The sequence below is a fragment of the Acinetobacter sp. B51(2017) genome, assembly GCF_003711395.1.
In the GTDB taxonomy this organism is placed as follows: domain Bacteria; phylum Pseudomonadota; class Gammaproteobacteria; order Pseudomonadales; family Moraxellaceae; genus Acinetobacter.
On the sequence record NZ_PJRJ01000009.1, the window covers coordinates 1 to 25,966 of the forward strand.

General features: G+C 41.9%; 28 protein-coding genes. 13 read left to right on the top strand and 15 right to left on the bottom strand.

Features of this window, described 5'->3' with window-relative positions; translation table 11 throughout:
- The coding region (locus CYK47_RS05830; protein ID WP_164709154.1) for a transposase family protein at window positions 1-257 on the bottom strand (257 nt) is incomplete at its 3' end.
- Between the two features lie 329 nt (window positions 258-586).
- On the opposite strand from CYK47_RS05830, the gene CYK47_RS05840 reads away from it, so the two are divergent.
- The gene (locus CYK47_RS05840) at window positions 587-910 is read left to right on the top strand and encodes a hypothetical protein (protein WP_122899819.1); all 324 of its coding nucleotides are present in this window, start codon (window positions 587-589) and stop codon (window positions 908-910) included.
- A gap of 91 nt (window positions 911-1,001) precedes the next feature.
- On the top strand, window positions 1,002-2,525 hold the full coding sequence (locus CYK47_RS05845) for an anti-phage dCTP deaminase (RefSeq protein WP_122899821.1): 1,524 nt from the start codon (window positions 1,002-1,004) through the stop codon (window positions 2,523-2,525).
- 30 nt (window positions 2,526-2,555) lie between these two features.
- On the opposite strand, the gene CYK47_RS05850 is transcribed toward CYK47_RS05845, so the two are convergent.
- The 4 genes from CYK47_RS05850 to CYK47_RS05865 all read right to left on the bottom strand — a co-directional run bounded on the left by CYK47_RS05850 (window position 2,556) and on the right by CYK47_RS05865 (window position 5,506).
- On the bottom strand, window positions 2,556-2,840 hold the full coding sequence (locus CYK47_RS05850) for a DUF3817 domain-containing protein (RefSeq protein WP_122899823.1): 285 nt from the start codon (window positions 2,838-2,840) through the stop codon (window positions 2,556-2,558).
- A 166-nt stretch (window positions 2,841-3,006) separates the two neighbouring features.
- Window positions 3,007-3,564, bottom strand: a complete 558-nt coding sequence (sodC, locus tag CYK47_RS05855) for a superoxide dismutase family protein (RefSeq protein ID WP_122899824.1) — start codon at window positions 3,562-3,564, stop codon at window positions 3,007-3,009.
- Between the two features lie 94 nt (window positions 3,565-3,658).
- Entirely contained in the window at window positions 3,659-4,771 is a 1,113-nt protein-coding gene (locus CYK47_RS05860) for an AI-2E family transporter (protein WP_502697049.1), read from the bottom strand.
- 90 nt (window positions 4,772-4,861) lie between these two features.
- Window positions 4,862-5,506 (bottom strand): ParA family protein, encoded by a 645-nt coding sequence (locus CYK47_RS05865; protein WP_122899826.1) that lies wholly within the window; start codon window positions 5,504-5,506, stop codon window positions 4,862-4,864.
- Between the two features lie 338 nt (window positions 5,507-5,844).
- On the opposite strand from CYK47_RS05865, the gene CYK47_RS05870 reads away from it, so the two are divergent.
- Together CYK47_RS05870 and CYK47_RS05875 are read left to right on the top strand one after the other, a co-directional pair.
- Window positions 5,845-6,366 carry a hypothetical protein gene (locus CYK47_RS05870; RefSeq protein WP_228722474.1) on the top strand — a complete coding sequence of 174 codons (522 nt, stop codon included), beginning with the start codon at window positions 5,845-5,847 and terminating at the stop codon, window positions 6,364-6,366.
- Between the two features lie 14 nt (window positions 6,367-6,380).
- Window positions 6,381-6,782, top strand: a complete 402-nt coding sequence (locus CYK47_RS05875; RefSeq protein ID WP_122899828.1) for a protease inhibitor I42 family protein — start codon at window positions 6,381-6,383, stop codon at window positions 6,780-6,782.
- Between the two features lie 47 nt (window positions 6,783-6,829).
- Here the strand turns inward: CYK47_RS05875 and CYK47_RS05880 are convergent, their stop codons facing one another.
- On the bottom strand, window positions 6,830-7,162 hold the full coding sequence (locus CYK47_RS05880) for a HopJ type III effector protein (RefSeq protein ID WP_122899829.1): 333 nt from the start codon (window positions 7,160-7,162) through the stop codon (window positions 6,830-6,832).
- Between the two features lie 103 nt (window positions 7,163-7,265).
- Here CYK47_RS05880 and crcB point away from each other — a divergent pair, with 103 nt between their 5' ends.
- On the top strand, window positions 7,266-7,631 hold the full coding sequence (crcB, locus tag CYK47_RS05885; RefSeq protein ID WP_122899830.1) for a fluoride efflux transporter CrcB: 366 nt from the start codon (window positions 7,266-7,268) through the stop codon (window positions 7,629-7,631).
- A 70-nt stretch (window positions 7,632-7,701) separates the two neighbouring features.
- Here the strand turns inward: crcB and CYK47_RS05890 are convergent, their stop codons facing one another.
- Window positions 7,702-7,962 carry a type B 50S ribosomal protein L31 gene (locus CYK47_RS05890; RefSeq protein WP_122899832.1) on the bottom strand — a complete coding sequence of 87 codons (261 nt, stop codon included), beginning with the start codon at window positions 7,960-7,962 and terminating at the stop codon, window positions 7,702-7,704.
- Between the two features lie 92 nt (window positions 7,963-8,054).
- Window positions 8,055-9,353 carry an ABC1 kinase family protein gene (locus CYK47_RS05895; protein ID WP_122899833.1) on the bottom strand — a complete coding sequence of 433 codons (1,299 nt, stop codon included), beginning with the start codon at window positions 9,351-9,353 and terminating at the stop codon, window positions 8,055-8,057.
- A gap of 133 nt (window positions 9,354-9,486) precedes the next feature.
- On the opposite strand from CYK47_RS05895, the gene CYK47_RS05900 reads away from it, so the two are divergent.
- Window positions 9,487-9,711 carry a DUF1737 domain-containing protein gene (locus tag CYK47_RS05900; protein WP_122899835.1) on the top strand — a complete coding sequence of 75 codons (225 nt, stop codon included), beginning with the start codon at window positions 9,487-9,489 and terminating at the stop codon, window positions 9,709-9,711.
- Window positions 9,712-9,725: 14 nt separating this feature from the next.
- Here the strand turns inward: CYK47_RS05900 and CYK47_RS05905 are convergent, their stop codons facing one another.
- Both CYK47_RS05905 and CYK47_RS05910 read right to left on the bottom strand, forming a co-directional pair.
- Window positions 9,726-11,078, bottom strand: coding sequence for an MATE family efflux transporter (locus CYK47_RS05905; protein WP_502697050.1), 1,353 nt, complete (start codon window positions 11,076-11,078; stop codon window positions 9,726-9,728).
- A gap of 9 nt (window positions 11,079-11,087) precedes the next feature.
- Window positions 11,088-11,546 carry a DMT family transporter gene (locus tag CYK47_RS05910; RefSeq protein WP_122899839.1) on the bottom strand — a complete coding sequence of 153 codons (459 nt, stop codon included), beginning with the start codon at window positions 11,544-11,546 and terminating at the stop codon, window positions 11,088-11,090.
- Window positions 11,547-11,672: 126 nt separating this feature from the next.
- Between CYK47_RS05910 and hemW the strand changes: the two genes are divergently transcribed.
- Window positions 11,673-12,827: a radical SAM family heme chaperone HemW gene (gene hemW / locus CYK47_RS05915; protein ID WP_122899841.1), complete on the top strand. Its 1,155-nt coding sequence runs from the start codon at window positions 11,673-11,675 to the stop codon at window positions 12,825-12,827.
- Window positions 12,828-12,886: 59 nt separating this feature from the next.
- Here the strand turns inward: hemW and CYK47_RS05920 are convergent, their stop codons facing one another.
- The 5 genes from CYK47_RS05920 to ribA form a co-directional block, all read right to left on the bottom strand.
- On the bottom strand, window positions 12,887-14,710 hold the full coding sequence (locus CYK47_RS05920; RefSeq protein WP_122899843.1) for an acyl-CoA dehydrogenase C-terminal domain-containing protein: 1,824 nt from the start codon (window positions 14,708-14,710) through the stop codon (window positions 12,887-12,889).
- A gap of 374 nt (window positions 14,711-15,084) precedes the next feature.
- Window positions 15,085-15,873 carry a shikimate dehydrogenase gene (aroE, locus tag CYK47_RS05925; RefSeq protein WP_122899845.1) on the bottom strand — a complete coding sequence of 263 codons (789 nt, stop codon included), beginning with the start codon at window positions 15,871-15,873 and terminating at the stop codon, window positions 15,085-15,087.
- A gap of 49 nt (window positions 15,874-15,922) precedes the next feature.
- Window positions 15,923-16,129: a hypothetical protein gene (locus tag CYK47_RS05930; RefSeq protein WP_122899848.1), complete on the bottom strand. Its 207-nt coding sequence runs from the start codon at window positions 16,127-16,129 to the stop codon at window positions 15,923-15,925.
- 120 nt (window positions 16,130-16,249) lie between these two features.
- Window positions 16,250-17,194 (bottom strand): oxygen-dependent coproporphyrinogen oxidase, encoded by a 945-nt coding sequence (gene hemF / locus CYK47_RS05935; protein WP_122899850.1) that lies wholly within the window; start codon window positions 17,192-17,194, stop codon window positions 16,250-16,252.
- Between the two features lie 114 nt (window positions 17,195-17,308).
- A complete protein-coding gene (gene ribA / locus CYK47_RS05940; protein ID WP_122899852.1) occupies window positions 17,309-17,911 on the bottom strand; it encodes a GTP cyclohydrolase II in 603 nt (200 codons plus the stop codon).
- Window positions 17,912-18,211: 300 nt separating this feature from the next.
- On the opposite strand from ribA, the gene dxs reads away from it, so the two are divergent.
- From dxs to mlaD, 6 genes are all read left to right on the top strand, one after another.
- Window positions 18,212-20,122 carry a 1-deoxy-D-xylulose-5-phosphate synthase gene (gene dxs, locus CYK47_RS05945; protein ID WP_122899854.1) on the top strand — a complete coding sequence of 637 codons (1,911 nt, stop codon included), beginning with the start codon at window positions 18,212-18,214 and terminating at the stop codon, window positions 20,120-20,122.
- A gap of 100 nt (window positions 20,123-20,222) precedes the next feature.
- On the top strand, window positions 20,223-21,053 hold the full coding sequence (locus CYK47_RS05950; protein WP_122899856.1) for an inositol monophosphatase family protein: 831 nt from the start codon (window positions 20,223-20,225) through the stop codon (window positions 21,051-21,053).
- 457 nt (window positions 21,054-21,510) lie between these two features.
- Entirely contained in the window at window positions 21,511-23,373 is a 1,863-nt protein-coding gene (locus tag CYK47_RS05955; protein WP_122899858.1) for a DEAD/DEAH box helicase, read from the top strand.
- 337 nt (window positions 23,374-23,710) lie between these two features.
- Entirely contained in the window at window positions 23,711-24,526 is an 816-nt protein-coding gene (locus CYK47_RS05960; RefSeq protein ID WP_122899860.1) for an ABC transporter ATP-binding protein, read from the top strand.
- Window positions 24,523-25,302, top strand: a complete 780-nt coding sequence (mlaE, locus tag CYK47_RS05965) for a lipid asymmetry maintenance ABC transporter permease subunit MlaE (protein ID WP_122899862.1) — start codon at window positions 24,523-24,525, stop codon at window positions 25,300-25,302. The genes CYK47_RS05960 and mlaE overlap by 4 nt, the downstream gene beginning before the upstream one ends.
- Window positions 25,302-25,955 (top strand): outer membrane lipid asymmetry maintenance protein MlaD, encoded by a 654-nt coding sequence (mlaD, locus tag CYK47_RS05970; RefSeq protein ID WP_122899864.1) that lies wholly within the window; start codon window positions 25,302-25,304, stop codon window positions 25,953-25,955. Before mlaE ends, mlaD begins: the two co-directional genes overlap by 1 nt.
- Window positions 25,956-25,966: the final 11 nt, after the last annotated feature.

A 25,966-nucleotide genomic window follows, 5' to 3' on the forward strand; every position in this document is an offset into this window, starting at 1 on the left:
TTAATGGTTCGATTCACATTACTTTCAGCGATATGGTAATTTGCCGCTAATTCCAGTTGAGTACTATAGTTGCGTAAGTAATTGAGAGTTAATAACAATTGATCCTCTATATCTAAAGTATGAGGTCGACCTGATTTCTTCTTGAGTGATTCTGCTTTTTCTAGAACCTCTACCATTTCAGTAAAAACTTGTCGAGGTACGCCAACCAAGCGTTTGAATTCAGAATCTGAAAAACGGTTTAATTTCTGATATCTCATGAAATTTATATGGAGGTGATTTTTACTTTCGCAAGAGGTCTAATGAAATTAATAATATTTTTGATGAGATAAAGAGTAAAAATGCTGCTTATAGTCAAATTATTGATGAAGATAGTAATCAACGCATCCAAAAATATTACGAAGAGATTTATGACGAAGAAATTCATATAGCCAATAAATACCGTAAATGGGCTTTATGGATTTTTGCTGCTGTAGGTTCATTTCTTCTAATCGGTTTTTTAATTGTTTCCATCCAAAATTGGAATCATCTGCGTAATCCATCGTTTATTGAAATCAAACTCGGTTGGGATAGCCTATTTAAAACCTTAATGCTATTTAGCTTAACCACACCTGCATGGTATTTAACTAAAGAATCTTCAAAGCATCGCCAAGTGGCTTATAAAGCCAAAATGCTTGGAACGGAACTTGCAGCTTTTCCTTTATACGCGCGTGAATTCAAAGACGAAGAGCGTTTAGAGTTACGTAAAAGTCTAGCTGATCGTTTCTTTGGACAAGAGCTTTATGGTACATCTAACTCAAAAGCAGATAATTCAGCATCATCTACTGAACAAATCAAACTGCTTGCGGAAATGAATAAAGTCACTGTAGAAGCCATTAAAGTACAACAAACTTTATTGGGCAAAAAAGAATAAAAACATTATTTGCCTAAAATGGCTAAAAACTTGAAAAAAAACACATCAGTATAGAGAATAGAGAATCTGCTGTTTTCTCTACTGGTGCACTATGCTCGAAGATATCAAAATAACCAACCATGAGCTTGTCATTGGTCTTGTGGGCGCGGTGGGTAGTCGCCTTGGACAACTCAGCGACATTGTGCAAAACCTGCTCGAACAGCAATTTAACTACCAAGTTGAAATTATTCGCGTGTCTAAAGACATTCTTGCCGAATTTTATCCGTATACCCAAAATGGCAGTGCCTTTGACCGCATTCAACACTATATGGATAAAGGCAATCAACTACGCCGTGATTACCAAACCGACTTTTTAGCACTGCAAATTGTTAAAAAAATTTATCAGCGTCGCCAAATGTGGCAACAGCAAAATCCTGAGCAAGATATTCAGCAGCGCCGTGTGGCATATATTGTAGATTCGTTAAAACACGAGTCAGAAATTCAAGCACTGCGCCAAATTTATGGCAATGGCTTTTTTCAGTTGTCATTATATGAGTCCAAAAGTACACGTACCCATGCCTTAGTCACCAGATACGGCATGAGTGAAGACAAAGCCAAAATCTTAATTGAACGTGATGAAGGCGAGTCGAACTCTTATGGTCAACATACCAGTGAAGCGTTCCATCTGGCCGACTACTTTTTAAAGTTTGAACATAATCAAAATCAATTACGTGAGTCTTGCTTACGCTTTTTAAAACTGATTTTTAAAAACCCGTATATCACACCCACCTTTAATGAATTTGCGGCATATATGTCATTTAGCGCCAGTTTGCGTTCGGCAGATTTATCGCGCCAAGTGGGGGCAGTGGTGGCAAGAGACGAAACCATTTTAGCCATTGGCTCCAATGATGTACCTAAATTTAGGGGCGGAACGTATTGGCCTTATTTTAATGAAGAAACGGGTGCGGTCGAAGATGTGCCGAATGGTCGTGACTATATGCGCGGCTATGATGTCAATACCCAAGAAAAGCAGGGCATTATTCAAGATTTATTGGGTAAAATTGAAGGCGTAATTGAACGCGAAATGCCAGATGAGCGCCGCGCATCAGTCAAAACCGAAATCGAAAATATCCTACGCCAAAGTAAAATTAAAAATATTTTGGAATATGGTCGCGTGGTACATGCCGAAATGGATGCTTTACTCAGTTGTAGCCGTAGCAATATTTCTACAGTAGGTGCGACTTTATTTGTGACCACATTCCCATGTCATAACTGCGCTAAACATATTTTGGCAGCAGGGATTGAAAAAGTGGTGTTTGTCGAGCCGTATCCAAAAAGCTTGGCACTGCATTTGCACCATGAATCGATTACTCAGCGCTGGGAACAGCAAGAAAGTGAAATTCATAACAAACTGATTTTTGAACCTTTTGTTGGTGTGGGCGCACGCAGCTTTATGAATTTATTTTCGCTGTCTTTAGGGGTGGGGGAAAAAGTCAAACGTAAAGATGCCTTTGGTCGCGTACTCGATTGGCAAGCAGATACAGCAACTTTACGCATGCCAATGCATGTCTTGTCTTATCAAGCCTTAGAAGAAAAAATTATGCAGATCATGCAAGGCAAAAATACAGCAGATTAAAACTAAAATCCCGCAGGTTGCGGGATTTTTTTAACCTTGCAGCTTTTTAAGTTTACGGTCATACACAAAAGTGCCAAACGGTAAAATCGCAGCAATTAAACCTGCCACAAACATATTGAGTGACCATTTTTCACGTTCACAGACAATGAATAAAACTGCTAAAAAAGCGATCACTAAAATGCCATGTCCCATGCCCACATATTTAACTAAAATAGGATTTCCCCACATATATTTAAGCGGCATAGCAATAAACAGCAGTAATAAAAAGGATAAACCTTCAATAAAACCAACCACACGTAAGGCTTGAATATTCATCTTAAAAAATAGCAAAAACAATACTATATGAAATTTTTAAGCATTGTTTAAATTTAGTTTTGATTAAATTGTAAAGCAGTTGTGATGTTTTTGGCAGTCCAGTGCTACAGTGTTATAGCGTTGGCTAAAACTACAAAAAAAAAGCAGCCGAAGCTGCTTTCTAGATTTAGTGGATGACACCACAGGCAATACGTTCACCACCACCGCCTAAAGGTTTTGGAACATCGGCATAGTTGTCACCGCCTGCATGTACCATAATCGAACGACCACTAATATCTGCCATTTTTAAACGTGGTGCAATTAAGCGCACATTGGCTGTACCATCAGCTGCGACTTTCAGTGCGGGTAAATCGCCTAAATGTCCTGACAACGGTGTGCCATGATTGGCAGCGCCATTACTATTTAAATGGCTACCCGCAGCCAATGCTGCGCCCATTTTGCCATCTTTTTCAGCAGGCGCACATGAGCCATTTTCATGAATATGGAAACCTCGTTCACCCGCAGGTAAGCCAGTTAAATTGGTGCTAATGATTAAACCTGCAACGCTGTCTTGGAAAGTGACAGTACCGATTTTTTGCCCCACGCCTTGGGCTGACACAGCATTTATTTCCACTGTTTTTTGTGCAGTAGGGACAATCTGACCTTGGTCATTGGTGGTGGCACAGCCTATCGTCACGGCTGCTGTGAGGGCGCTCAGTGCTGCAATTTTAAAGAATGATAACATTGTGTTTTTCCCAGACTTGTAATTATAAACAAGAATCATTTAAACAAACTCAAACCCTTAACTCAATGTTAAGCCGTGACAATCTGTATAAGTTTTACTTGATTTGTGCATCATCCACATCATGTGCAAGGGTGGCTTTGGGCATTAAACCTGCATCAACGTCCTTACTTTCATGCAACCATTCGCGCCAAATTGCCAATAATACGGCCAAGATCACTGGGCCAATAAATAAGCCAACCATACCAAAACTGGCCAACCCCCCCAGTACACCAAACATAATTAAAATAAATGGAATCTGGGTTGCACCTGAAATCACCAATGGACGAATCACATTGTCGGCAGTACTTACCACACACACGCCCCATGCCATGACGCCAATCGCTTCAATGGTGTGACCTTGTGAAAACAACCATAAAGACACCGCACCATAGGCCACAGGTGGGCCAAATGGAATCAGGGCAAAAATAAAGGTCACAATGGTCAGTAGCATTGGATTAGGGACGCCCGCGACAAAATAGCTGATGCCAGCCAATAATGCCTGTGCAACGGCAGTTAAGCCTACACCATACACCACGGCACGCGTGGTTTCAGAAATCGTATCTAAATAATGATGTACGCGTGGTCCAATCACCATTTCTAAGGCGCGGCTGACTTGGGTTAAAATGGTTTGCCCATCACGGTAAAAGAAAAATAAGGTCAAAATTGCAAAACATAGCTTAACGATATTACGTGTGACTTCATTTAAGACGATTTTACCGTAATTTAGATGCCCTTGAATCCAAAGCGAGGCTGACTGGATAATACTGTTAGGATCTTGATTAATTTCATGTAATGTTCGTGTGATTTCTTTGCCAATAAACGGTAATTTTGCAATCACATCAGGCACAGATAGATGCCCAGAAAAAACTTGTTTTTGTAATTCGTAATATAAACTACGACCTTCATGCTGAATCATAAAGATCGCAAAAATCACAGGTATCCCGACCACCAATACTACGAGCAGGATCATGATGGTGGCACTTAAGGTAGCACGTTCAGCACAAGCAGCCTTAATACGACAATACAATGGCCATGTCATATAGGCGATGATTGCTGCCCATAACACCGGAACAATAAAGTATTTGAGCACACTAAAGCTCAAAAACAACAAGAAGAAAAACAGTCCAAAGAGCAAGACTTTTTGTATTGTTGGCGCGTACTGATGCACTGATGTCACTGATTGAATAATGGGTCGTTGACCATCTTAACGTAAAAATCCCATGCAGCAAGTTAAAGCATGTGTCTAAATGGTTTTAATTTAAAACCAATTGCTTGGGTCATCAATAATCGCATTGAGGACAGGTTGCCACTGATTCTGCATCGCCAAATAAATCTTTTGAGGTTTATCAAAGACATTGAGTCCTTGCTGCGCCAATTGTGCATAGGCACTACGCTCAGAAATCCAAGCCAACGGGCTTTGCCCAACTTTATCAAAAAAGGCCTGCATGTCTTTATTACTCGCACTGTTGGCTTTGACGCGATTAGCCAATAAATGGATGTGTACTTTGCCTTTACGAATCCGTTTAATATCTTGAATATGTTTTAAAAAGCGTCGTGTGCTGTCGATATCAAAAAAAGATGGCTGCAATGGGGTGATAATAGCATCGGCTTCGGCGATTAATTGTTCTGCACTTTCACCCGACAAAGCACCAGGTGCATCAATAATTAAATACTCAATGCCTTTAGGGCTTTTGCCAAAACTTTTATCAGAACGCCAATCTAAACTTTCAATAAAAGCTGCCTCTGCAGGGCGCTGTTTAAGCCAATGTAAAGACGATTTTTGTGGATCAGCATCAGCAAGCGCGACCTTATAGCCTTTTTGTGCCAGAGCCGTTGCCAAACTAATGGCTGTTATTGTTTTACCACAGCCTCCCTTTTGATTTGCAATTAAAATAGTTTTCATGATCCTAAAGGTTTTATTCTGCTCAGCTCTAGCATAGCACCCTTTTATGTCTAGTATATGACACAGGACAAAAGTATTACGCTTATGCAATTAAGCCTTGCAAACTATAAAAACCTGCATAGCAATACAGAAAAAATAGCAATTTAAGGCCGATTTATATCTGTATTTTTAGTGTAGAAATATAGTAAAAAGCTACAAAAAATCAGCAAATATCAGTGCCGTGTTACCGATTTTTAATTGTAGTTTAAGCTTAAACACTTAAGCTAAAGTTTAGGATTAAAGCAAGGATAAATGGTATGAAAATGGCGTTCGTTGCGACGACCTTGGCTGCGGCCAGTATGTTAGGCATTGCGATGACGCATGCTGCGCCTGAATACAATATTGCCAAAGGTTTGCCGCCTGTGTTGGCGACCCAGTCGGTTGCAGTTTTACAGCCTTTTCAGGGTGATTTTCGGATTTTAGGGACTAAGATTTATCGCGATGATGCTCAAGCAAAATTTTCTCCGATTGATTATGCGGTAAGTTGGGGCTTATTTGCCGAACCTGAAATTGCCCGTACCATACGGGTTAATCAATATGACCGTTATTTAAATTGGCAGATGCCACAATTACCTGTGCCAGTAGAACAAGCCATGCAAATGGTATCCAATATGCATATTGTGCCTGCTACGCCAGAAATTGCTCAACAAATTAAACAAGTAAAACGTGGCGATCTGGTACGCTTGCAAGGCGAATTGGTCGAAATTAAAGATCAAGATTTAGTCTGGCGATCTTCTTTAACTGCAACCGATATTGGTGATGGTGCATGTGAAGTTTTTCGTGTAAATTCAATTCACTGGATTGAAAAAGTCCATGCATAAACTTTTGGGGAAATATGTATAAGATCGCTTTTGCTGTACTGACTACAGCATTGATGACGGGCTGTGTCAGCACACCAAAACCAGCACAACTACCACAAGGTACTTATAGTTATAATGTAGATACGCCGTGTAGTGACAATCTACGCTTAAAAGTGGGTGAAACGATTACAGTCAAAGTCTATGACAATTCTTCAACGGGTTATAGTTGGAACGTTGTCGGTGCAGATAAGTTTGCTGTGACAAGTGCATATATTGCACTTTTGCCTACAGATCCGATTGTTGTCGGTGGTGGTACAGATAAAACCTTTATCTTTACCGCTAAAGCACAAGGGGAAGACACTATTGCCCTACATCATAGCCGTGGTTGGGAAGGGCAGTCTGCAGCCCAATGGTCATGTCAAGTGACGGTTGAATAAAAGCTTAAATCTAAACATCCTCCCTATAGGGAGGATTTTTTTGGGCGTTATTTGGCTGTTAAAGCTGGAGCAGAAAACTGAATGCCATCCCAACCGTTTTGCATAAACTGGCGAATATTTTGATGATCTGTACCCTCAGGATGCGCCAGCACCGCAGCATAATGTTCAGCAAATAAACTTAAAGTTTGTGCTTGGTCTAATTGTTGCAACTGCGCAAAGGCAAATACTTTAGCACTGCCTTGATTTTGATCCGCAGCATTGCTTTGGTTACCATTTTGAAATGCAGTTGGGGTATGGGTGTAGTGTTGTTCGATATAAGCCAAAACATCGCTAAATTGAGCCTGATTTTGGCTTAAACGTTGCAGTAAATCCTGTGTCATAAGTGTTGTATCCTAAAAAAAATGTGTACTGAATATAGCAGGCTTATGCTTTGCTTTTAAGACAAGGTTAAACTGTGTTTTTTAGTTTTTATAGCAGACGATGATGACATGGCTATTGGTGGCAAGTGGTGGAGCAATTGGCGCTAGCTTGCGTTATGCACTGGGACTGTATTTAGCTAAACCCGACAGTGTATTTCCATGGGCAACATGGTGGATCAATATAGGCGGTTGTGCGTTGGCAGGTATTTTTTTTGGTTTAAGTCAAAAATATCCAAGTCTGCAACAAGAAGCGCGTTTATTTTTTATGGTAGGAATTTTAGGCGGTTTTACCACGTTTTCCAGCTTTGGTTTAGAAACCTTGCAACTTTGTAAACAAGGCCAGTGGTTACTTGCAATGAGTTATGCTTTGTCTAGTCTGGTTTTTGGCGTTTTGCTCTTGGCACTCATGAGTTATGTCGTACAGCGCTAGCTCAGGACAGATTAAAAAAATGGTCTAATCCGAAAATTAGACCATGCCAGCCACAGCAAAAAAACTTGTCTTAATCGGCTTTTTTGCGGCCAAAACGTGCAAAACGTTTATTAAAGCTTGCCACACGTCCTTCATTGCTGGTTTGACGTTGTTCACCAGTATAAAAAGGATGTGAAGCACTCGAAATATCAAGGCTAATATAAGGATAAGTCTTGCCTTCATATTCGCGTGTGATGGTGCTTTGCAGTGTGCTACCAATGACAAAATACACATCGGCATTGGTGTCATGAAATAAAACTTCATGATATTCAGGATGGATATCAGGACGCATCATTGTATTCCTAATCTTTTAGATATGTTATAACATAACATAAAAGTATAAAAAGTAAACCCAAAGTCGTTTAAAACTTTGGGTTTTATGATTTAAGCACGCGGGGGTACTAATTCATCAAACACATCATTGAGGTTGTCATGCACTTTAAGATTAATCAAATTCCAGTATTGTCCTGAGATGGTACGATTCACCATTAAAGTGTCTGGAGACGGTTTAAATAAATCCCAATATTTAAGTGAAGGTTTCACCAATTCCATAGCATCGTGATGCGAGCTATTGGCTGCAAAATCATAATGCGTGGTTAAAGGACGGGTAAAAATTTCTACCCAAGCTGTATATAAATCGGTGGGGAATTTGCCAGTTTCTGCCAAAGAATTTAAGCGCACTAAATAATCTTCCATGGTGGCAAAGTCTTGCGCGCGTGCGGCATGTACTAAGGCTTTAAAGTTTTCGACCACTTCTGTTGATAAAGTTTTAACACCGCCATAATCGTAAATTAACACGCTGCCATCTTCACGAAAGGCAAAGTTGCCCGGATGTGGGTCACAGTGGAAACGCTTTAAATAGAAAATTTCTTGGCCAATGGCACGTAATAAACGTCGACCAAGTTCATTGCGCGTTGCTTGTGACCAAGTACTGGCAGTTTCAATACTGTCACCTTGTTCGAGGCTTAAGGTTAAAACATGGCGTGACGAATATTCTGTATAGACTTGAGGAATGATGATTTTAGGGTCAAGTTGCTGATGAAACGTGCGTGCCACTTGCAGATTTTGGGCTTCAATCTCGTAATTGAGTTCGTTGTCTAAGCTATCTTGAATTTCTTTAAATAAACGATCTTGCAGTTTGCGTTCAATTTTTAATACACCCATTAAACGTAAGGCCAAACGTACTTGCTTTAAATCGCTTTCACAGGCTTCTTCTACCCCTGGATACTGCACTTTGACTACCACTTGTTCGCCATTTTTTAAGATGGCTTTATGGACTTGACCAATCGAGGCTGCAGCAAAAGGGGTTTCGTCAAAATGTTGAAATAGTTGATCTAAAGATTTACCCAGTTCTTTTTCGACTTGTAATTTGATTTGCTTAAACGGCATTGGCGGCGCTTGGCGCTGCAATTTGGCAATCGCTTTAGATACTTCGGGTGGGAAAATGTCTTTATATTGTGAGGCAATTTGCCCCACTTTCATGACAGCCCCTTTCATATCCCCTAAGGTTTCAGCAATCTGTACGCCAATATCTTGGAACATTTTACTGCGTGCGGCATTTTTTTGTTCTTCATCTGCGGTTAAATTACGTAGCGAATGAGAGACCGTTTTTGTTGCGATACTTGCGGTCATACCTGCAAGTTTCAGAAAACGACGACCAGGCGTACTTGCCGGTTTTGCCATGCGTAAATCCTCAGGAAAAAATCTGCACTATTGAGCTTGATCATAGGCGACAATTCGCCTGATGCCTACTTTAAATTGTTAAAGGATTGTATAAGGAGGTAGACTCAAGCAGATTTTAAACATAGAGAACAGCATGCAAGTGTATCGCTATTTAACGGGTAAAGATGATGTGGATTTTTGTGCACGCGTGACCCAAGCTTTAAATGATGGCTATCAGCTTTATGGTTCACCTACCATGACCTTTAATGGCACTGATGTGATTGTCGGGCAGGCGATAATTAAACAAGTCGCGGATCAAGCTGCAATACCACAAGGCTTACAAGATGCAATAAATGCTCAAAAAAAAGCGAAGCCTTAAGCTTCGCTAGTCATTTAAATACTTGCACTTAAGCGTTTATTGTTCATATATAAACGCATCAGCAATAAAATACAGGCCACGGTTAAACCAACAATTAAACCGATCCACACTCCAGGTGCACCCATATTGGTAAAACGTGATAAATAAATTCCGACAGGGAAGGCCACAATCCAGTAGGCCACCATGGTGATCCACATCGGGCCTTTAGTGTCTTGCATGCCACGTAAGCAACCTGCGGCACTAATTTGCCATGCATCCATAATTTGATAGGCAATTGCAAACCAGATTAAATACATGGCGACTTCAGCTACCGCTAAATCAGTGGTGTAGATAGAGACTATTTCAGCGCGTAATAGCCACATCAATAACATGGTCATTAAAGCTAAAACGGTGGCAGTGAGTAACCCTAGTTTTTGTACTTTACGCATGGCGACAAAGTTTTTCTCACCATAATAGGTTCCGACCCGAATGGTCAATGCCAGCGCCAGTGACATGGGAATCATAAATAATTGCGAAGTGACAGAAATGGCAATCTGATGCGCGGCGACAATGGTTTCACCTAAAGGACTTAAAATAATGGCTGCGGTACTAAAAATACTGACTTCAAAGAAAATCGCTAAACCAATTGGCAGCCCAAGTTTTAAAATGCGTTTAATCCAGTAGTGATCCATTTTTTCAAAATGAAAAATAGAGGTCGCCTTATAAATGCTGGCTTTATGAATATAGCCCAATAAAGCAAAAAACATCAGCCATTGTAAAATCGCGGTAGCAAAACCACAGCCAGCACTACCCAGCGCTGGAATAGGCCCAAAGCCATACATAAAGATAAAATTGAGAGGCACTAATAACACTAAAGCGATCAGGCTAATGGCGGTGACTGGGCGTGGGAAACCGAGTGCTTCAGAATAACCACGTAAAGCGGCATACATGGTCACCGCAGGCATCCCAAACCCAATGGCATGTAAAAATAAACTGGCTTTAGGTAGCAAGTTGGCAGGCACACCAAGCACGGGCAGTAAAAATGGCATGACTTGTAATATTAAGCCAGCAATAATCCCTAAAATTAAAGCTACCCATAATGATTGACGCACAATAGTGGCAATTTTTTCAGGGGTTTTGGCACCATTGGCTTCGGCAACCAGTGGCGTGGTGGCAATCATAATACCGCTAAATAGCAGCATAATCGGAATCCAAAGACCTACCCCTACAGCAATTGCAGCAAGATCAACGGCAGATAAATGCCCCGCCATAATGGTATCAATTAAGCCAAAGCCGGCTTGAGAAAACTGCGTAATTAAAATTGGCAGCATTAAATGCATGAGCTTCTTAATTTCAAAGCTTGTAGAGGTCACTTGTGACACAGCCATATTCATCATCTAGCGTTGTAGGGTGAGCAGCACACCGACAAATATGACCACGCCACCCAATAAACGTTGCCAATGGATTGGATTTTTTTCGGCACCTAACCAGCCAAAATGATCAAACAGCATAGACGTTAGCAGTTGCCCAAAAATGACCAAACCTGAGAAAGTCAGAAAGCCTAATTTTGGGGCAGTATAGATGCTAATACTAATTGCATAAACCCCTAACATGCCTGCACAGTAGCTATACCACGGTAGGTTGAACAATTGTGCTAATTGAGGCAAGGGTTGCCGAGCCCACAGCACTAATAACGCCAAAAGTACAGTGCCAATGCTAAACGATAAAAATGCCGCTTGTAAGGATGATGCTAAAATTTGACTCACTTGTGTATTTATGGCGGTTTGTAGCGTCATCGCTGCACCAATGGCCAAGACAAAAGGGATAAGCAGCAACAGTTGGGCAGATAAATTCATGTAGATGTTCCATTCTTTTTATTGGCTTTTTTTACTGTAACTAAAAACTGGCGGGCTTTTCGTCAGTGTCTTGCTAGAGTCATGTTAAAATACGCAGCATTCTCTTTGTTGTTTTGAGCTTGTGCCTTGGCCAAATTAAATCCACTTGCTGTGCCTTTATCTTTATATATTCATATGCCGTGGTGTGTACGCAAATGCCCATACTGCGATTTTAATTCGCACGCCGTACCCGAGGGTAAACTGTCTTTAGATTTAGAACAGCAATATTTGCATGCTTTAGTCGCAGACTTTAAAACCCAATTGCATTTTGCTCAAGGGCGCAAAATTCATAGTGTATTTATTGGTGGTGGGACACCGTCATTAATTTCGGCACAAGGTTATACATGGCTGTTTGCCCAGCTTAAGAGTTTAGTGGCTTTTGAAGAAGACTGTGAAATTACCCTTGAAGCCAATCCAGGTACTGTGGAACATGATCCTTTTAAAGATTATTTAGCCGCAGGGATTAACCGCTTATCTTTGGGTGTGCAAAGCTTTAACGTTGCACAACTGCAAAAATTAGGTCGTATTCATAGTGATGATGATGCGATTTTAGCGATTCGACACGCCAAAGAAGCAGGTTTTAACCGTGTGAATGTCGATCTGATGCATGGTCTACCTGAACAGAATTTAGAGCAAGCATTGCTGGATTTAAAACTGGCTGTGGAAAATGGGGCAACTCATATTTCATGGTATCAACTCACTATTGAACCCAATACTGTATTTTTCCGTACTCAACCTGTTTTACCTGTAGATGATGTTTTAGAAGAAATTCAGGCAAAAGGTGAAGAATATTTAAAGGCCAATGGTTTTATTAATTATGAGGTGTCTGCTTGGCGCAAAGAATTGCCATCTGCACATAACCTCAACTATTGGCAATTTGGCGACTATTTAGCGATTGGTGCAGGGGCACATGGCAAAGTGACCCAAACGGATGGTGTCTATCGTTTCCAAAAAACCCGTTTGCCTAAAGACTATTTAGCCAAAGTGCCTGCTGAACATCTGCAATATAAACGCATTGAAGCAGATGAAATGCCGTTTGAGTTTATGATGAATGCCTTGCGTTTAAATCAGGGTGTTGCAGCACAGCTTTATCAACAACGTACAGGTTTGCCACTTAATACTTTACAGCCAGTATTAGATTCTTTACGTGAGCGTCAATTAATGGTTGACGATCTGAATGTGCTGTCTTGTACCGAAAAAGGCCATATCTTTTTAAATTCGGTATTAGAAGAGTTTCTCTAAGTTGCCGTTTTTACCTAAAAGCCCAACAAAATGTTGGGCTTTTTAAATAGGATCTATACTTAATAATCAAAACTAAAGTGTTCAGCTTTGAGCGCGGTCATGCTGCGCGATGGATTAAGCATAGATTCGGCATGGCCTTGGGTGCGTGGCAATAGACGCTCAAAGTAAAAATCAGCCACTTTGAGTTTGGCTTTATAAAACTCAATGCTTTCAGGGCCTTGATTCAGACCAATTTTTTCCGAAGCAATCGCAGCTTGTTGCGCCCAGAAATAGGCCATCATCACATAGCCTGAGAACATTAAGAAATCCATCGAACTTGATGACACCACATCTCGATCTTTACGCGCCATTAACATAATACGTAAAGTGAGGGTGTTCCACTGCGCACAGAGTTTGGTGAGATCCCAAGCAAAACGGCGCATATATTTATTACGTGCCTGATTACTACAGAATTTTAAAATTTCTGCGGTATATTCACGAATCACTTTACCGCGTGAACTTAAAATCACTTTACGACCAATTAAATCTAAGGCTTGAACGCCTGTCGTGCCTTCATACAAAGTTGCAATCCGAGCATCGCGCACAATCTGCTCCATGCCCCATTCTTTAATATAGCCATGTCCACCAAAGACTTGCATGCCTAAATTGGCAGATTCATAGCCGAGCTCGGTTAAGAAACCTTTTAAAATTGGGGTATAAAAACCGAGTTGATCATCATATTCTTTAAATGTAGCTTGATCGCCACGTTGTAGCGCATCTTGCATTTTGTCGGAGATTTGCGCGGCATAATAAATCATGGCGCGTCCACCCTCAGCCACTGCTTTTTGGGTCAGTAGCATACGACGCACATCGGCATGGTAAATAATTGGGTCGGCAACTTTATCGGGTTCTTTTTTACCCGACAGCGCACGCATAGACAGACGTTCTTTGGCATAGGGTAGTGCGCCTTGGAAAGACAGTTCGGCATGCGCAATACCTTGAATTGCTGTACCAATTCGTGCCGTGTTCATAAAGGTAAACATGGCATGTAAGCCTTTATTGGGTTCACCAATTAAATAACCTGTGGCATTGTCGAAATTTAATACCGCAGTAGCAGAGGCACGAATGCCCATTTTATGTTCGATGGAGCCACAGGTGACTGCGTTACGCTCACCAATAGAAGCATCGTCATTGGCTAAAAACTTAGGCACAATAAATAAAGAGATGCCTTTAGTGCCTTGCGGTGCATTGGGTAAGCGTGCCAAAACAATATGCACAATATTTTCAGTTAGGTCATGTTCACCGGCAGAAATAAAGATTTTGGTGCCGCTAATGCGATAACTGCCATCTTCACATGGTTCAGCTTTGGTTTTGACTTGACCTAAATCGGTACCGCATTGTGGTTCAGTTAAACACATTGTGCCTGACCATTCACCAGTCACTAACTTGGGCATATAAGTGTCTTTTTGCTGTTCCGTACCATATTGCATAATGGTGTTCATACAGCCAATGCTTAACCCTGGATACATTTGAAATGGCCAGTTAGCCGTACCCATCATTTCCGATTTAATTAAATTTAATGACTGCGGTAGGTTTTGACCGCCATATTGTTCAGGATAAGACAACCCTTGCCAGCCGCCTTGTACCAGTTGATCATAAGCTTCTTTATAGCCTTTGGGTGTAGTCACTTCACCCTCATGAAAATGACAGCCTTCTTCGTCACCGCTTTGATATAACGGCGATAAAATATTTTCGCAAAACTCAGCAGCGCCTTCTAAAATCATATCTACAGTTTCAGGATCAGCCGCTGTGCCATTGCTTAGTGCTTGATAATGTTTGGGATAGTCAAACACTTCATTCATTAAAAAACGAATATCGCGTAGGGGAGCTTTATATGTTGGCATAGTTGTAATCCCTCGTTGTAAAAATTGTTGTTGAGCATTTCATTATTCATAGTTGCGCGTTAAATACATTGATAAAGCTGCCTGACTTAAATGTAAGAAAAGCCAATCTGCTCTACAAGCGTCTAAGTGTATTTAAAGTTTATAATTGACTATTCGCGCACTGAGTATTGTTACTCTGTACTTAAGATATTAAATTTAATCATAAAAAAAGGTAGCAAAATATTGTGAAGATATGTGTGCGGTCAGGATATTATTTAAAAAGAGCGGGATAAATGGGGCAAAATAATCAATAAAACGCTTCAATGTTAGGTGTAGATTGAAAAAAAGAGCCAAATTTGGCTCTTTTTTATGATGAGGAGATCAGCCTGTTTTAGTTATAAAAAGTCTTTTAAGTCAGGGCGTACCCCATTCCAAATATAAAAAGACTCAATCGCTTGACCTACCAACATACCAAAGCCATCGCTATGAGGTACACCGCGCGCTTGAGCTTGTTCTAAAAAGCTCGATGCTTTGCCATACGCCATTTCATAGGCATATTTAAACTGTAATGTTTCAGGTAAAACTAAAGCGTCACCGCTTAAACTGGCCGAAGTGGCATTAATAATGAAGTCAAAATCACCCGCTAATTCTTTTAGGCTCATGGCTGTGATTTTAGCTTCAGCAACATAATCTTTTAAATCTGCTACCAATTGTTCAGCGCGGAGTAGAGTACGGTTCGCAATCACGATTTTTTTCACACCCGCGTGTACCAATGGATAAATCACGCCACGGGTAGCACCGCCTGCACCTAAAATTAAAATCGAACTGTTGTTTAAATCCCAATCCAAGGCTTGAATTGCTGCAACTAAACCTTGTCCATCGGTGTTATCACCATGCAATACGCCATTTTGCATCCATAGGGTATTCACCGCTTTAGCAATTTTGGCGCGTTCACTTAAATGTTCACAGGCAGCAAAAGCTTGCTCTTTAAACGGCACAGTCACGTTCATGCCAACACCGCCGCCCGCAAAGAAACTTTGCATGCTTGGCATAAAACCATCTAGAGGGGCCAAACGTTTTTGGTATTCAAGACAAATACCAGTTTTTTCAGCGAACTTATGATGCAGTTCAGGTGAGCGAGATTGTTCGATAGGGTTGCCAATGACAGCGAATTGTTTGCTCATGATAGCAATTCCGTGTGCACAAAATTGCTGCAACTATACGGTAAAAGCGTTAAGGGTTACAAATATCGTTCACCACATCAAACAGCCACACGCTGGCTAGCACCAATAAAGACAGGCTGGCTAAAGCACTGACACTGATAGAAATTCCATCGGAAAGAGAGTTTTCATAATTTAAAGTAATCGTAAAAGAGATCGCCAAAATGGCAACAAGAAGCACCGACCATAAGGCTTTATGGTTGGAAAAGGACGCAAGCATAAGGCTGCCCTTATTGTAAAAATTAAGAAGCACAAGCTTAAAGGTTTTTAGTGTTTAAGTCTGTGGCAGGTTGTAATCAAATATGTATAAAAAAGGCTATGTAAACATAGCCTTTTGGGTTTATTTTTGTAGCTCATGCAGCCAATCATGTGGCTTTAAGTAATAGTCTGTGAGACGCTTTTCAGCGGAACCTTCAGCCCATTCAGGACGATACGACCAACCTGCCAGCGGCGGTAAACTCACTAAAATAGATTCAATCCGACCACCGGTTTGTAAGCCAAATAAAGTGCCACGGTCATAAACCAAGTTGTATTCGACGTAACGGCCACGGCGATAGAGTTGGAAATCACGTTGTTCTTGGCTGTATGGTTTATCTTGGTTACGTTTGAAGATCGGTAAAATCGCGTCTAAATAACCATTGCCTACCGCTTGCATATAGTTAAAGCAAGTTTCGAAATCCCATTGATTTAGATCATCAAAGAATAAACCGCCTACGCCACGCTGTTCATCACGATGTTTTAAATAGAAATAATCATCACACCATTGCTTGTACTTTGAATAAATCTCTGCACCAAATGGGGCACATAAATCATGCGCAGTTTGATGCCAAGAGAGCACGTCTTCGTCATTTGGATAAAAAGGCGTTAAGTCAAAACCGCCACCAAACCACCAAATCGGATCTTGTCCTTCCGGTTCTGCCACAAATAAACGCACGTTGGCATGTGAAGTCGGCACATTCGGGTTTTTAGGATGAATCACCAATGACACACCCATCGCTTGCGCCTTAGCACCAGCAATTTGTGGATGGCGCTCAGTTGCCGAAGCCGGTAATTTAGAGATGTTGATGTGGGAGAACATCACACCGCCTTTTTCAATCACGGTGCCATTTTCTAAAACGCGCGAGCGACCGCCACCGCCTTCAGGACGTTGCCAATCATCAATGGCAAATGTTGCGCTGCCGCCACCTTGTTGTTCTTGTTGCTCTAAAGCGGCACAAATTCGTGCTTGTAAGTCGAGGAGAAATTCGCGAACGCGTTGAATATCAGCCGAAGTTGGATGCTGCATAAAGGACGCCTCAATCAAAAAATAGGGGACTTCACCATCAAAACATAAAACCTTAATAAAAGTAAGGGATTTTTAACTTTAAAAACCCCACTTTTGGCAATCGTTTGGTTTTGTTTAGAAATCGTCTTTTTTATACATATGTGACATACGATCGTGTTTAGTTTTTAAATATTGTTCGTTAAATGGATTTAAACCCACAGTTAACGCGACACGACCCACCACATCAATGCCTTGCGAAGTTAATGCTTCAATTTTTAAAGGATTGTTGGTAATTAATTTCACTTGCTTAACCTGAAGATGATCCAACATGATGCTACACATTTCATAAGTACGTGCATCGGCAGGTAAGTTCAGCATTAAATTGGCATCTACTGTGTCATGACCTTGGTCTTGCAAAGCATAAGCACGAATTTTATTGGTTAAACCAATACCACGGCCTTCTTGGCGCAAATATAAAATCACACCTTGACCCGCATCGTTAATCAAACGTTGCGTGGCTTGTAATTGTGGACCACAATCACATTTGAGAGAAGCAAAGGCATCACCGGTCAAACATTCTGAATGTACGCGAACCAAGACTGGCCCTTCAGGTGGCAGATCTAAACCTTTAGACAATGCCACATGCTCTTCTCCCGTTTCGGGATCTTGAAAAACACTCAGCTTAAATTCACCAAAAGCGGTCGGTAATCGAGACGTTGCGACAAATTGAATTGGCACTGCGAAACCCGTTTAAACAAAAAAATTGGCTAAAGTATAGCTGAATGCTTGGACATTAGTAGAATTGCGACGCTGAATTTATGCAGAAGATTTTCTTTTTTGTATAAAGCACACGATAATAGTTGATAAATAGTGAGATTATTCAGGATAATCTACCCACCCATGCCCGCGAGAAATTTGTTTTAACAGGACATCGCTAAAAATGTGGCTGATTTAAGGTGCTATCATTCGACGATATGTTCGAGTAACCCATTTGACCTAGCTATAAAATTTGCCAGGCTTTAGAAGGCTTTGCCACATATGTTGTATACAGAAATTCCAACTCATCGCCCTGTAACTCCGTTGCTGGATACGATTGATCATCCAGAGCAACTGCGTATGCTCGACCGCAGCCAACTCGAACAAGTGGCGGATGAGTTGCGTCAATACATTTTGTATGCCGCAGGACAAAGTGGTGGGCATTTTGGCGCCAACTTAGGGGTGATTGAGCTTGCAGTAGCACTACATTATAGCTTTAACACTCCACATGACCGTCTAATTTGGGATGTAGGTCATCAAGCTTATCCGCATAAAGCCTTAACTGGTCGCCGTGAGCAGCTGGTTACTATTCGTGCCAAAGATGGTTTAGCGGCATTCCCAGCGCGGGAAGAATCTGAATTTGACACCTTTGGGGTGGGGCATTCATCTACGGCTATTTCAGCTGGCTTAGGCATGGCTTTGGCGAGTCGTTATCAAAACATCCAGCGTGATGTGGTCGCAATTATTGGTGATGGTGCCATGACCGCAGGCATGGCTTTTGAAGCCATGAACGATGCTGTTGCGCACAATGCCAATTTAATGGTGGTGCTGAATGACAATGATATGTCGATTTCATGTAGTACGGGCGGTTTTGCCAAACATTTAGCGGCCATTTGGGCGCGTGGTGAATCGATTAACATTAGCGATGATGGTCAGGCCTATGTCCAGCCGCATCCAGAATGGTCATATAACTCACGCCTGCACTGTGCAGCAACCGATGCTGCTGATAACTTATTTAAAGCGATTGGTTTTGATTATTTTGGTCCATTTGATGGGCATAACGTACAGCAATTGGCACAGGTATTTCAGGCACTAAAAAAACGCCAAGGGCCACGTTTAATTCATATTTACACCAAAAAAGGTAAAGGTTTTGCCCCTGCTGAAGCAGAGCAAATCAAATACCACGCCATTACTAAAATTAATGCCGTCGCAGCAAAAGCTGTTGCACCAAAATATTCAGATGTGTTTGGGCAATGGCTCATTGATCAAGCCGAACAAGATACACGTTTACTTGCGATTACGCCTGCGATGTGTGAAGGCTCAGGCATGGTGAAATTTGCTAAGCAATATCCTGAGCGTTTCTTTGATGTTGCCATTGCAGAACAACATGCGGTGACTTTAGCTGCGGGTATGGCATGTGAAGGCTTAAAACCTGTGGTTGCCATTTACTCAACCTTCTTACAACGCGGTTATGACCAATTGGTGCATGACGTTGCTTTGCAAAACTTAGATGTCACTTTTGCGATTGACCGTGCAGGCTTGGTCGGTGAAGATGGCCCAACCCATGCTGGTGCTTATGATTATGCTTACATGCGTACCATTCCGAATATGGTGATTATGGCACCTAAAGACGAAAACGAATGTCGTCAGATGTTGCACACCGCTTATATGTATCCAGGTCCTGCCGCAGTGCGTTATCCGCGTGGTAATGGTGTAGGCGTACATATAGACACACAGATGACAGCCATTCCAATGGGTCAGGCAGAAATTGTCGCTGAGTTTAATTCAGATTCAGATGAGCAAATTAGCATCCTTGCATTTGGTAGCCGAGTGGTGCCTGCTATTGCAGCAGCAGAACAATTGGCAGCAGAACTCGCTGTTGCTGTACGTGTAGTGAACATGCGTTTTGTGAAACCATTAGATACAAAAATGCTAGATCGCTTAAATCAAGACAGTCGTTTGTTTGTCACTGTTGAAGAACATGCCGTGATGGCAGGAGCGGGCAGTAGTGTTAGCGAATACTTTGCCAAAGCTCAAATTGTGAAACCAATCATTCACTTAGGTTTAGATGATAGCTTTATGCCACAAGCTACCCATTCACAAATGTTGGCTGCAGCCGGCTTAGATAGCGCAGGAATTGCTAAGTCCATTCAAGCGGCTTGGTTAAAGCTTAAACAGCCAGTTTCATCGTAAAAATTAATTTTTTTGCCCAAAAGCCCCGATCTTTGCTAAAATGTCGGGGCTTTTATGCATTATTCTTTATCGTCTTCAATATATTGTAGTAGGGTGTTCAATGGAACCTATGGTGGTGATGGCTGCGCGTGCGGCTCAATTAGTTGGTCAAGAGCTTTTAAAAGCGCATCAAAATCGTCATAAGCTCGATCTACAAGTCGAAGAAAAAGGCATCGATGGTCCTGTAACGCGTGTAGACCGTTATTTGGAACAATTGGCGATTGATACGCTACGTAAAAGCTATAAAAACCACAGCTTCCTGGGTGAAGAATTTGGTTATCAAGAAGGTAAAGGTCACGACGCTGAATGGTGTTGGGTGATCGATCCGCTTGATGGCACATTAAACTTCATCAACGGCGTTCCACATTTCTGTATTTCTATTGCTGTTCAACACAAAGGTGTAACTCAACACGGTGTAATCTATGATCCTGTGAAAGATGAGTTATTCTCTGCAAGCCGTGGTCGCGGTGCAATGTTGAACCAACGTCGTATTCGCGTAAACGTGAAAGACAATTTAAGCAACACATTCTTATCTGTAGGTCACGCTTTCCGTAAAGTACGTAACGGTGAAGTAGTTTCTTATGCGAAAAACCATTTTGATGCATTATTAAATGTATCAGAAGCTGGCGCACAATTCCGCCGTACAGGGTCAGCTGCACTTGATTTAGCTTATGTAGCAGCAGGTCGTTTCGATGGTTACTTCGAACTTGGCTTAAAACCTTGGGATATCGCAGCAGGTGAGCTGATTGTAAAAGAAGCTGGCGGTACTGTAGTGGATGCACGTGGTGGCTCAGAATCCATGGAAAATGGCCAAGTCCTTGCTTGTTCTATGAAAATGCTTAAACCGTTAATGCAAGCTGTAGTACCAGCTTGGGGCGACGCTGCAAAATAATAGAATGCTTTGATCGAGCACAAGACATTTAAAATATAGCTCTCAGATGAGGGCTATATTTTTTACAAAAAAATAACAATTAAAAAATTATAAAAAAACAGTGATTTGTGTAATTAATGGGAATTTTTAGCTAATTTTTAATCAAATAACATGACATTTAAATTAACTCTGCTATAATCCGCCAACGCACTTAATTTCTGTTCGTTACCTGAACATTTCTCTTCTAATCATTGTGTATGCGCGTTCGGTCCAAAGAGAGGACGATATCTCGCGCCCCAATCGCTAAAGCGATTTCTATTCAGGTTAAGCCGTACTACAAGCGTGCGTTATCACATCGTCGTTACTCGGATCGCCGCTGATTCTCATATTTGTCAGCGATTATTGCTGTACCGCTTTTTGCCGATGTCCATCTGACTTTATTTTTAATGGAGCACCCAATTTTCGGGTGAAAAACTCTATGAGCAAAACTTTTGCTGATTTTCCTTTACATGAATCTTTACAACAAGCGCTTCAAGCTTTAGGTTTCACTACACCTACTCCTGTACAGGAACAATCGATTCCTGCAGCCTTAGAAGGTAAAGACCTACTTGTATCAAGCCAAACAGGTTCAGGTAAAACTGCAGCGTTTTTACTCCCAACTTTAAACGCACTTGCATCTGAAGATGTATTCGTTCCGTTTAAAGAACGCATGAAGGCCATTACTCAGCCTACAATTTTAGTAATTTCACCAACACGTGAATTAGCGCAACAGGTAAGCCAAGACGCGATTGCATTTGTACGTCACATGAAAGGTGTTCGTATTGCTGCAATTATGGGTGGTATGCCTTTTGGTAAACAAATTCAACAATTAAAAGGCGCGCAAGTTGTTGTTGCAACGCCAGGCCGTTTAATTGACTTGGTTAACCGTCGTCAGATCAAACTGGATAAAGTTGAATCTTTAATCGTCGACGAAGCAGACCGTATGCTTGACCTTGGCTTCTCTGAAGATTTAGAAGCAATTGGCGAATACGCTGCTAACCGTAAACAAACATTAATGTTCTCTGCAACGTTTGCACCGCGTATTATCACGCTTGCTGAACGCATGATGAACGATCCACAACGTATTGCGATCGAAACGGGTCACTCTACGAACACTGACATCACCCAAACTCTACATTGGACTGATGGTTTTGAGCATAAGAAAAAATTGCTTACCCATTGGTTAAATGCAGAAGATGTTGATCAAGCAGTTGTATTCGCTTCAACTCAAGAAGACACAGATATGCTTGCTGAAGAGCTGGCAGAAGCAGGTCTTTCAGTTGTAGCACTTCACGGTGCAATGCCACAAACTGTACGTAACCGTCGTTTACGCAGCATCCGTGAAGGCCGTGCGAAGATTTTAGTTGCAACTGACGTTGCAGCACGTGGTCTTGACGTACCAACCATCTCTCACGTAATTAACTTTGGTCTTCCAATGAAGAACGAAGACTATGTACACCGTATTGGTCGTACAGGTCGTGCGGGCCGTACTGGTAAAGCAATCACTTTAGCAACTTACCGTGAACGCGGTAAGATCCGTGCTTTAGAAGACTTCCTAGATGCACGTTTAGACGTATCTGAAATCGAAGGTCTTGAGCCATCTCCACCACCAGCACGCGGTAGCCGTGATGGCGCTGGCCGTGGTCGTGGTCGTGACGGTGGTCGTGGTGGCCGTGGTGGTTTCGGCGGTGGTCGTCGTTTTGAAGGCGAAAGCAACTTCAAACGTCGTGAAGGCGGTGATGATCGTCCACGTCGTAGCTTTGATGACAAACCTCGTGGCGAGCGTCCAGCATTTGGCGAAGATCGTCCACGTCGTGAATTCAACAACGATCGTCCACGTCGCGAAGGTGGTTTTGGTGATCGTCCACAACGTTCGTTTGATGACCGTCCAAAGCGTGATTTTGGCGACCGTCCACAACGTTCTTTTGATGATCGTCCAAAGCGTGATTTTGGCGACCGTCCACAACGTTCTTTCGATGATCGTCCAAAGCGTGATTTCGGTGACCGTCCAGCGCCACGTCGCGAAGGTGGTTTCGGTGATCGTCCTCGTTCTAACGATGACAACCGTGGCAACCGTGTAGACTACAAACCAGCACGTGAAATGGGTTATGGTGATCGTCCAAAACGTGATTTTGGCGACCGTCCACAACGTTCATTTGGTGATCGTCCACAACGTTCATTTAGTGATGATCGTCCAAAGCGTACTTTTGGTGAAGACCGTCCACGTCGCAGCTTTGATGACAAACCTCGTGGCGAACGCACATTTGGCGAAGACCGTCCACGCCGCAAATTTAACGACTAATTGTTAAATTAGCCTAGAAAAAGATCGATGCTTGCATCGATCTTTTTTTATGGGCAATAGGTTTGAAATGTAGATTTAATCAATTTTTTTTCAAAAAATGAGAAATGGTATTATAATTTTCGCCAAATTTGCGTGAAGATGGAACAGAACTTATGATGCGGTATTTGAGTGGCTTATTGGTGTTATGCAACATCGCGGTATTTTGTTATAGCTATTTAAGTTAAATGTTGCCTAGTGGCTGACATTTTTACAACGCAGCGTTCTATATTTCTTGCCCCAAAAATAATCTAATCCTTTATAGTATGCCTGCTGAAAAAATGCAGGAATACGCAGCAGTATGAATAATACAGTATCCCAAGCTCAAGCTTTAATTGAAGTGAAAGACTTAAGCTTCAAGCGTGGGGATCGAATAATTTATGACAATATTAGTTTGAATATCCGCCGCGGTCAGATTACCGCGATTATGGGGCCGTCGGGCACAGGTAAAACGACATTGCTTCGTTTGATTGGTGGGCAATTAACCCCAGATCAGGGACAAGTGCGACTAGATGGTGCTGATATTGCCAGCATGTCACGCCAGCAATTATTCCAAGCGCGGGCGCGCATGGGGATGCTATTTCAAAGCGGTGCTTTATTTACCGATATGTCAGTGTATGAAAATGTCGCTTTTCCAATCCGTGCACATACCAAATTACCTGAACACCTAATTGCTGAACTTGTCGCGTTAAAGCTTGAATCGGTGGGTTTACGCGGTACAGAGCAACTCATGCCAGCAGAATTGTCGGGAGGGATGAATCGTCGCGTGGCTTTGGCGCGTGCCATTGCACTTGATCCAGAATTAATCATGTATGACGAACCTTTTGCTGGTCAAGACCCCATTGTAATGGGGGTATTAACACGTTTGATTCGTTCTTTACGTGATGCACTTGATTTAACCACTATTATTGTGTCGCATGACGTGGCAGAAACACTATCGATTGCCGATTACATTTATGTGGTAGCTGAAGGCAAGGTTCAAGGTGAGGGGACACCTGAGCAACTCAAAGCGCACGCCTCACCTTTCGTACGCCAATTCTTAACGGGTTCAGTCGAAGGCCCTGTCGAATACCAATTTAGTCATCAGCCTTATTTAACTGCTGAGGGTCAAACATGAATGCAATTGCCTTATTAGGGCGTCGCGTGATTGAGCGCGTGCGTGGCATTGGTGTGGCCAGCATCATGTTGCTACAAATTTTATGCTCAATACCCACTTGGCTTGGGGTCAAACTGTTTATCTACCAAATGTACCGCGTTGGATTTTTATCTTTATTAATTATTGCAGTATCTGGTTTATTTATTGGTTTGGTTTTAGGTTTGCAAGGCTATTCTATTTTAGTCAATGTAGGTTCTGAAGCGATGCTTGGCACCATGGTGTCCTTAACTTTATTACGTGAATTGGCGCCTGTGGTTGCAGCACTTTTATTTGCAGGGCGTGCAGGTTCTGCCTTAACTGCAGAAATTGGTTTAATGAAAGCCACCGAACAACTGTCGAGCATGGAAATGATAGGCGTGGATCCTTTGAAACGCATTGTTTCACCGCGCCTTTGGGCAGGCATTGTTAGCTTACCCATGTTATCGGTGATTTTTGCTGCCATTGGCATTATGGGCGGTAAATTAGTTGGGGTGGATTTTTTAGGGGTGGACGAAGGTTCTTTCTGGAGTGGGATGCAAAGTAGCGTGCGTTTCTATGAAGATATTTTTCAAGGCACTTTAATTAAAAGTTTGGTATTTGCCATTTTATGTACGTGGATTGCAGTTTATCAAGGTTATGCCTGTGAACCGACTTCGGAAGGCATTGCAACATCCACCACGCGTACAGTGGTGTATTCGTCTTTATGTGTATTAGGTTTTGATTTTGTGTTGACTGCGGTCATGTTTGGAGGTGTGTAATGAAATCACGTACAAGTGAACTGGCCGTTGGTCTATTTGTGGTTATCTTTGCGATTGCAATGTTCTTTTTAGCCATGAAAGTCAGTGGTTTAATGGGCAATAACTTACGTGACACCTATAGCATGCAAGCGGAATTTGATAACGTCAATGGCTTAAAACCGCGTGCCAAAGTCACCATGAGTGGGGTCACGATTGGCCGTGTCAGTGACATTAGCTTAGATCCAATGACGCGTTTAGCCACGGTACATTTTGATTTAGATGGCAGTTTAACCTCGTTTAACCCAGAGCAACTCAAAGTGGTACAAGAAAATGCTTTAGAAGAGTTGCGTTACAGTACAGAATATACACAAGCCAACTCGCAGCAACAAAAACAGATGCAAAATGAACTGATTGCTAACATGAAATCCATCACCAGTATCGATGAAGATGCTTACATTATGGTGGCAACCAATGGTTTATTGGGCGAGAAATACCTCAAAGTGATTCCGGGTGGTGGCTTAAATTATCTACCGCGTGGTGGCAGTATTATCAATACCCAAGGTACGATGGATCTAGAAGATCTGATTAGTAAATTTATTACAGGGGGTAGCAAGACTGCCGACAGTGATAACCCATCCAATCAAGATGCAGAGGCATCATTTGTTGCAGAGTAAGCATAGGAGAT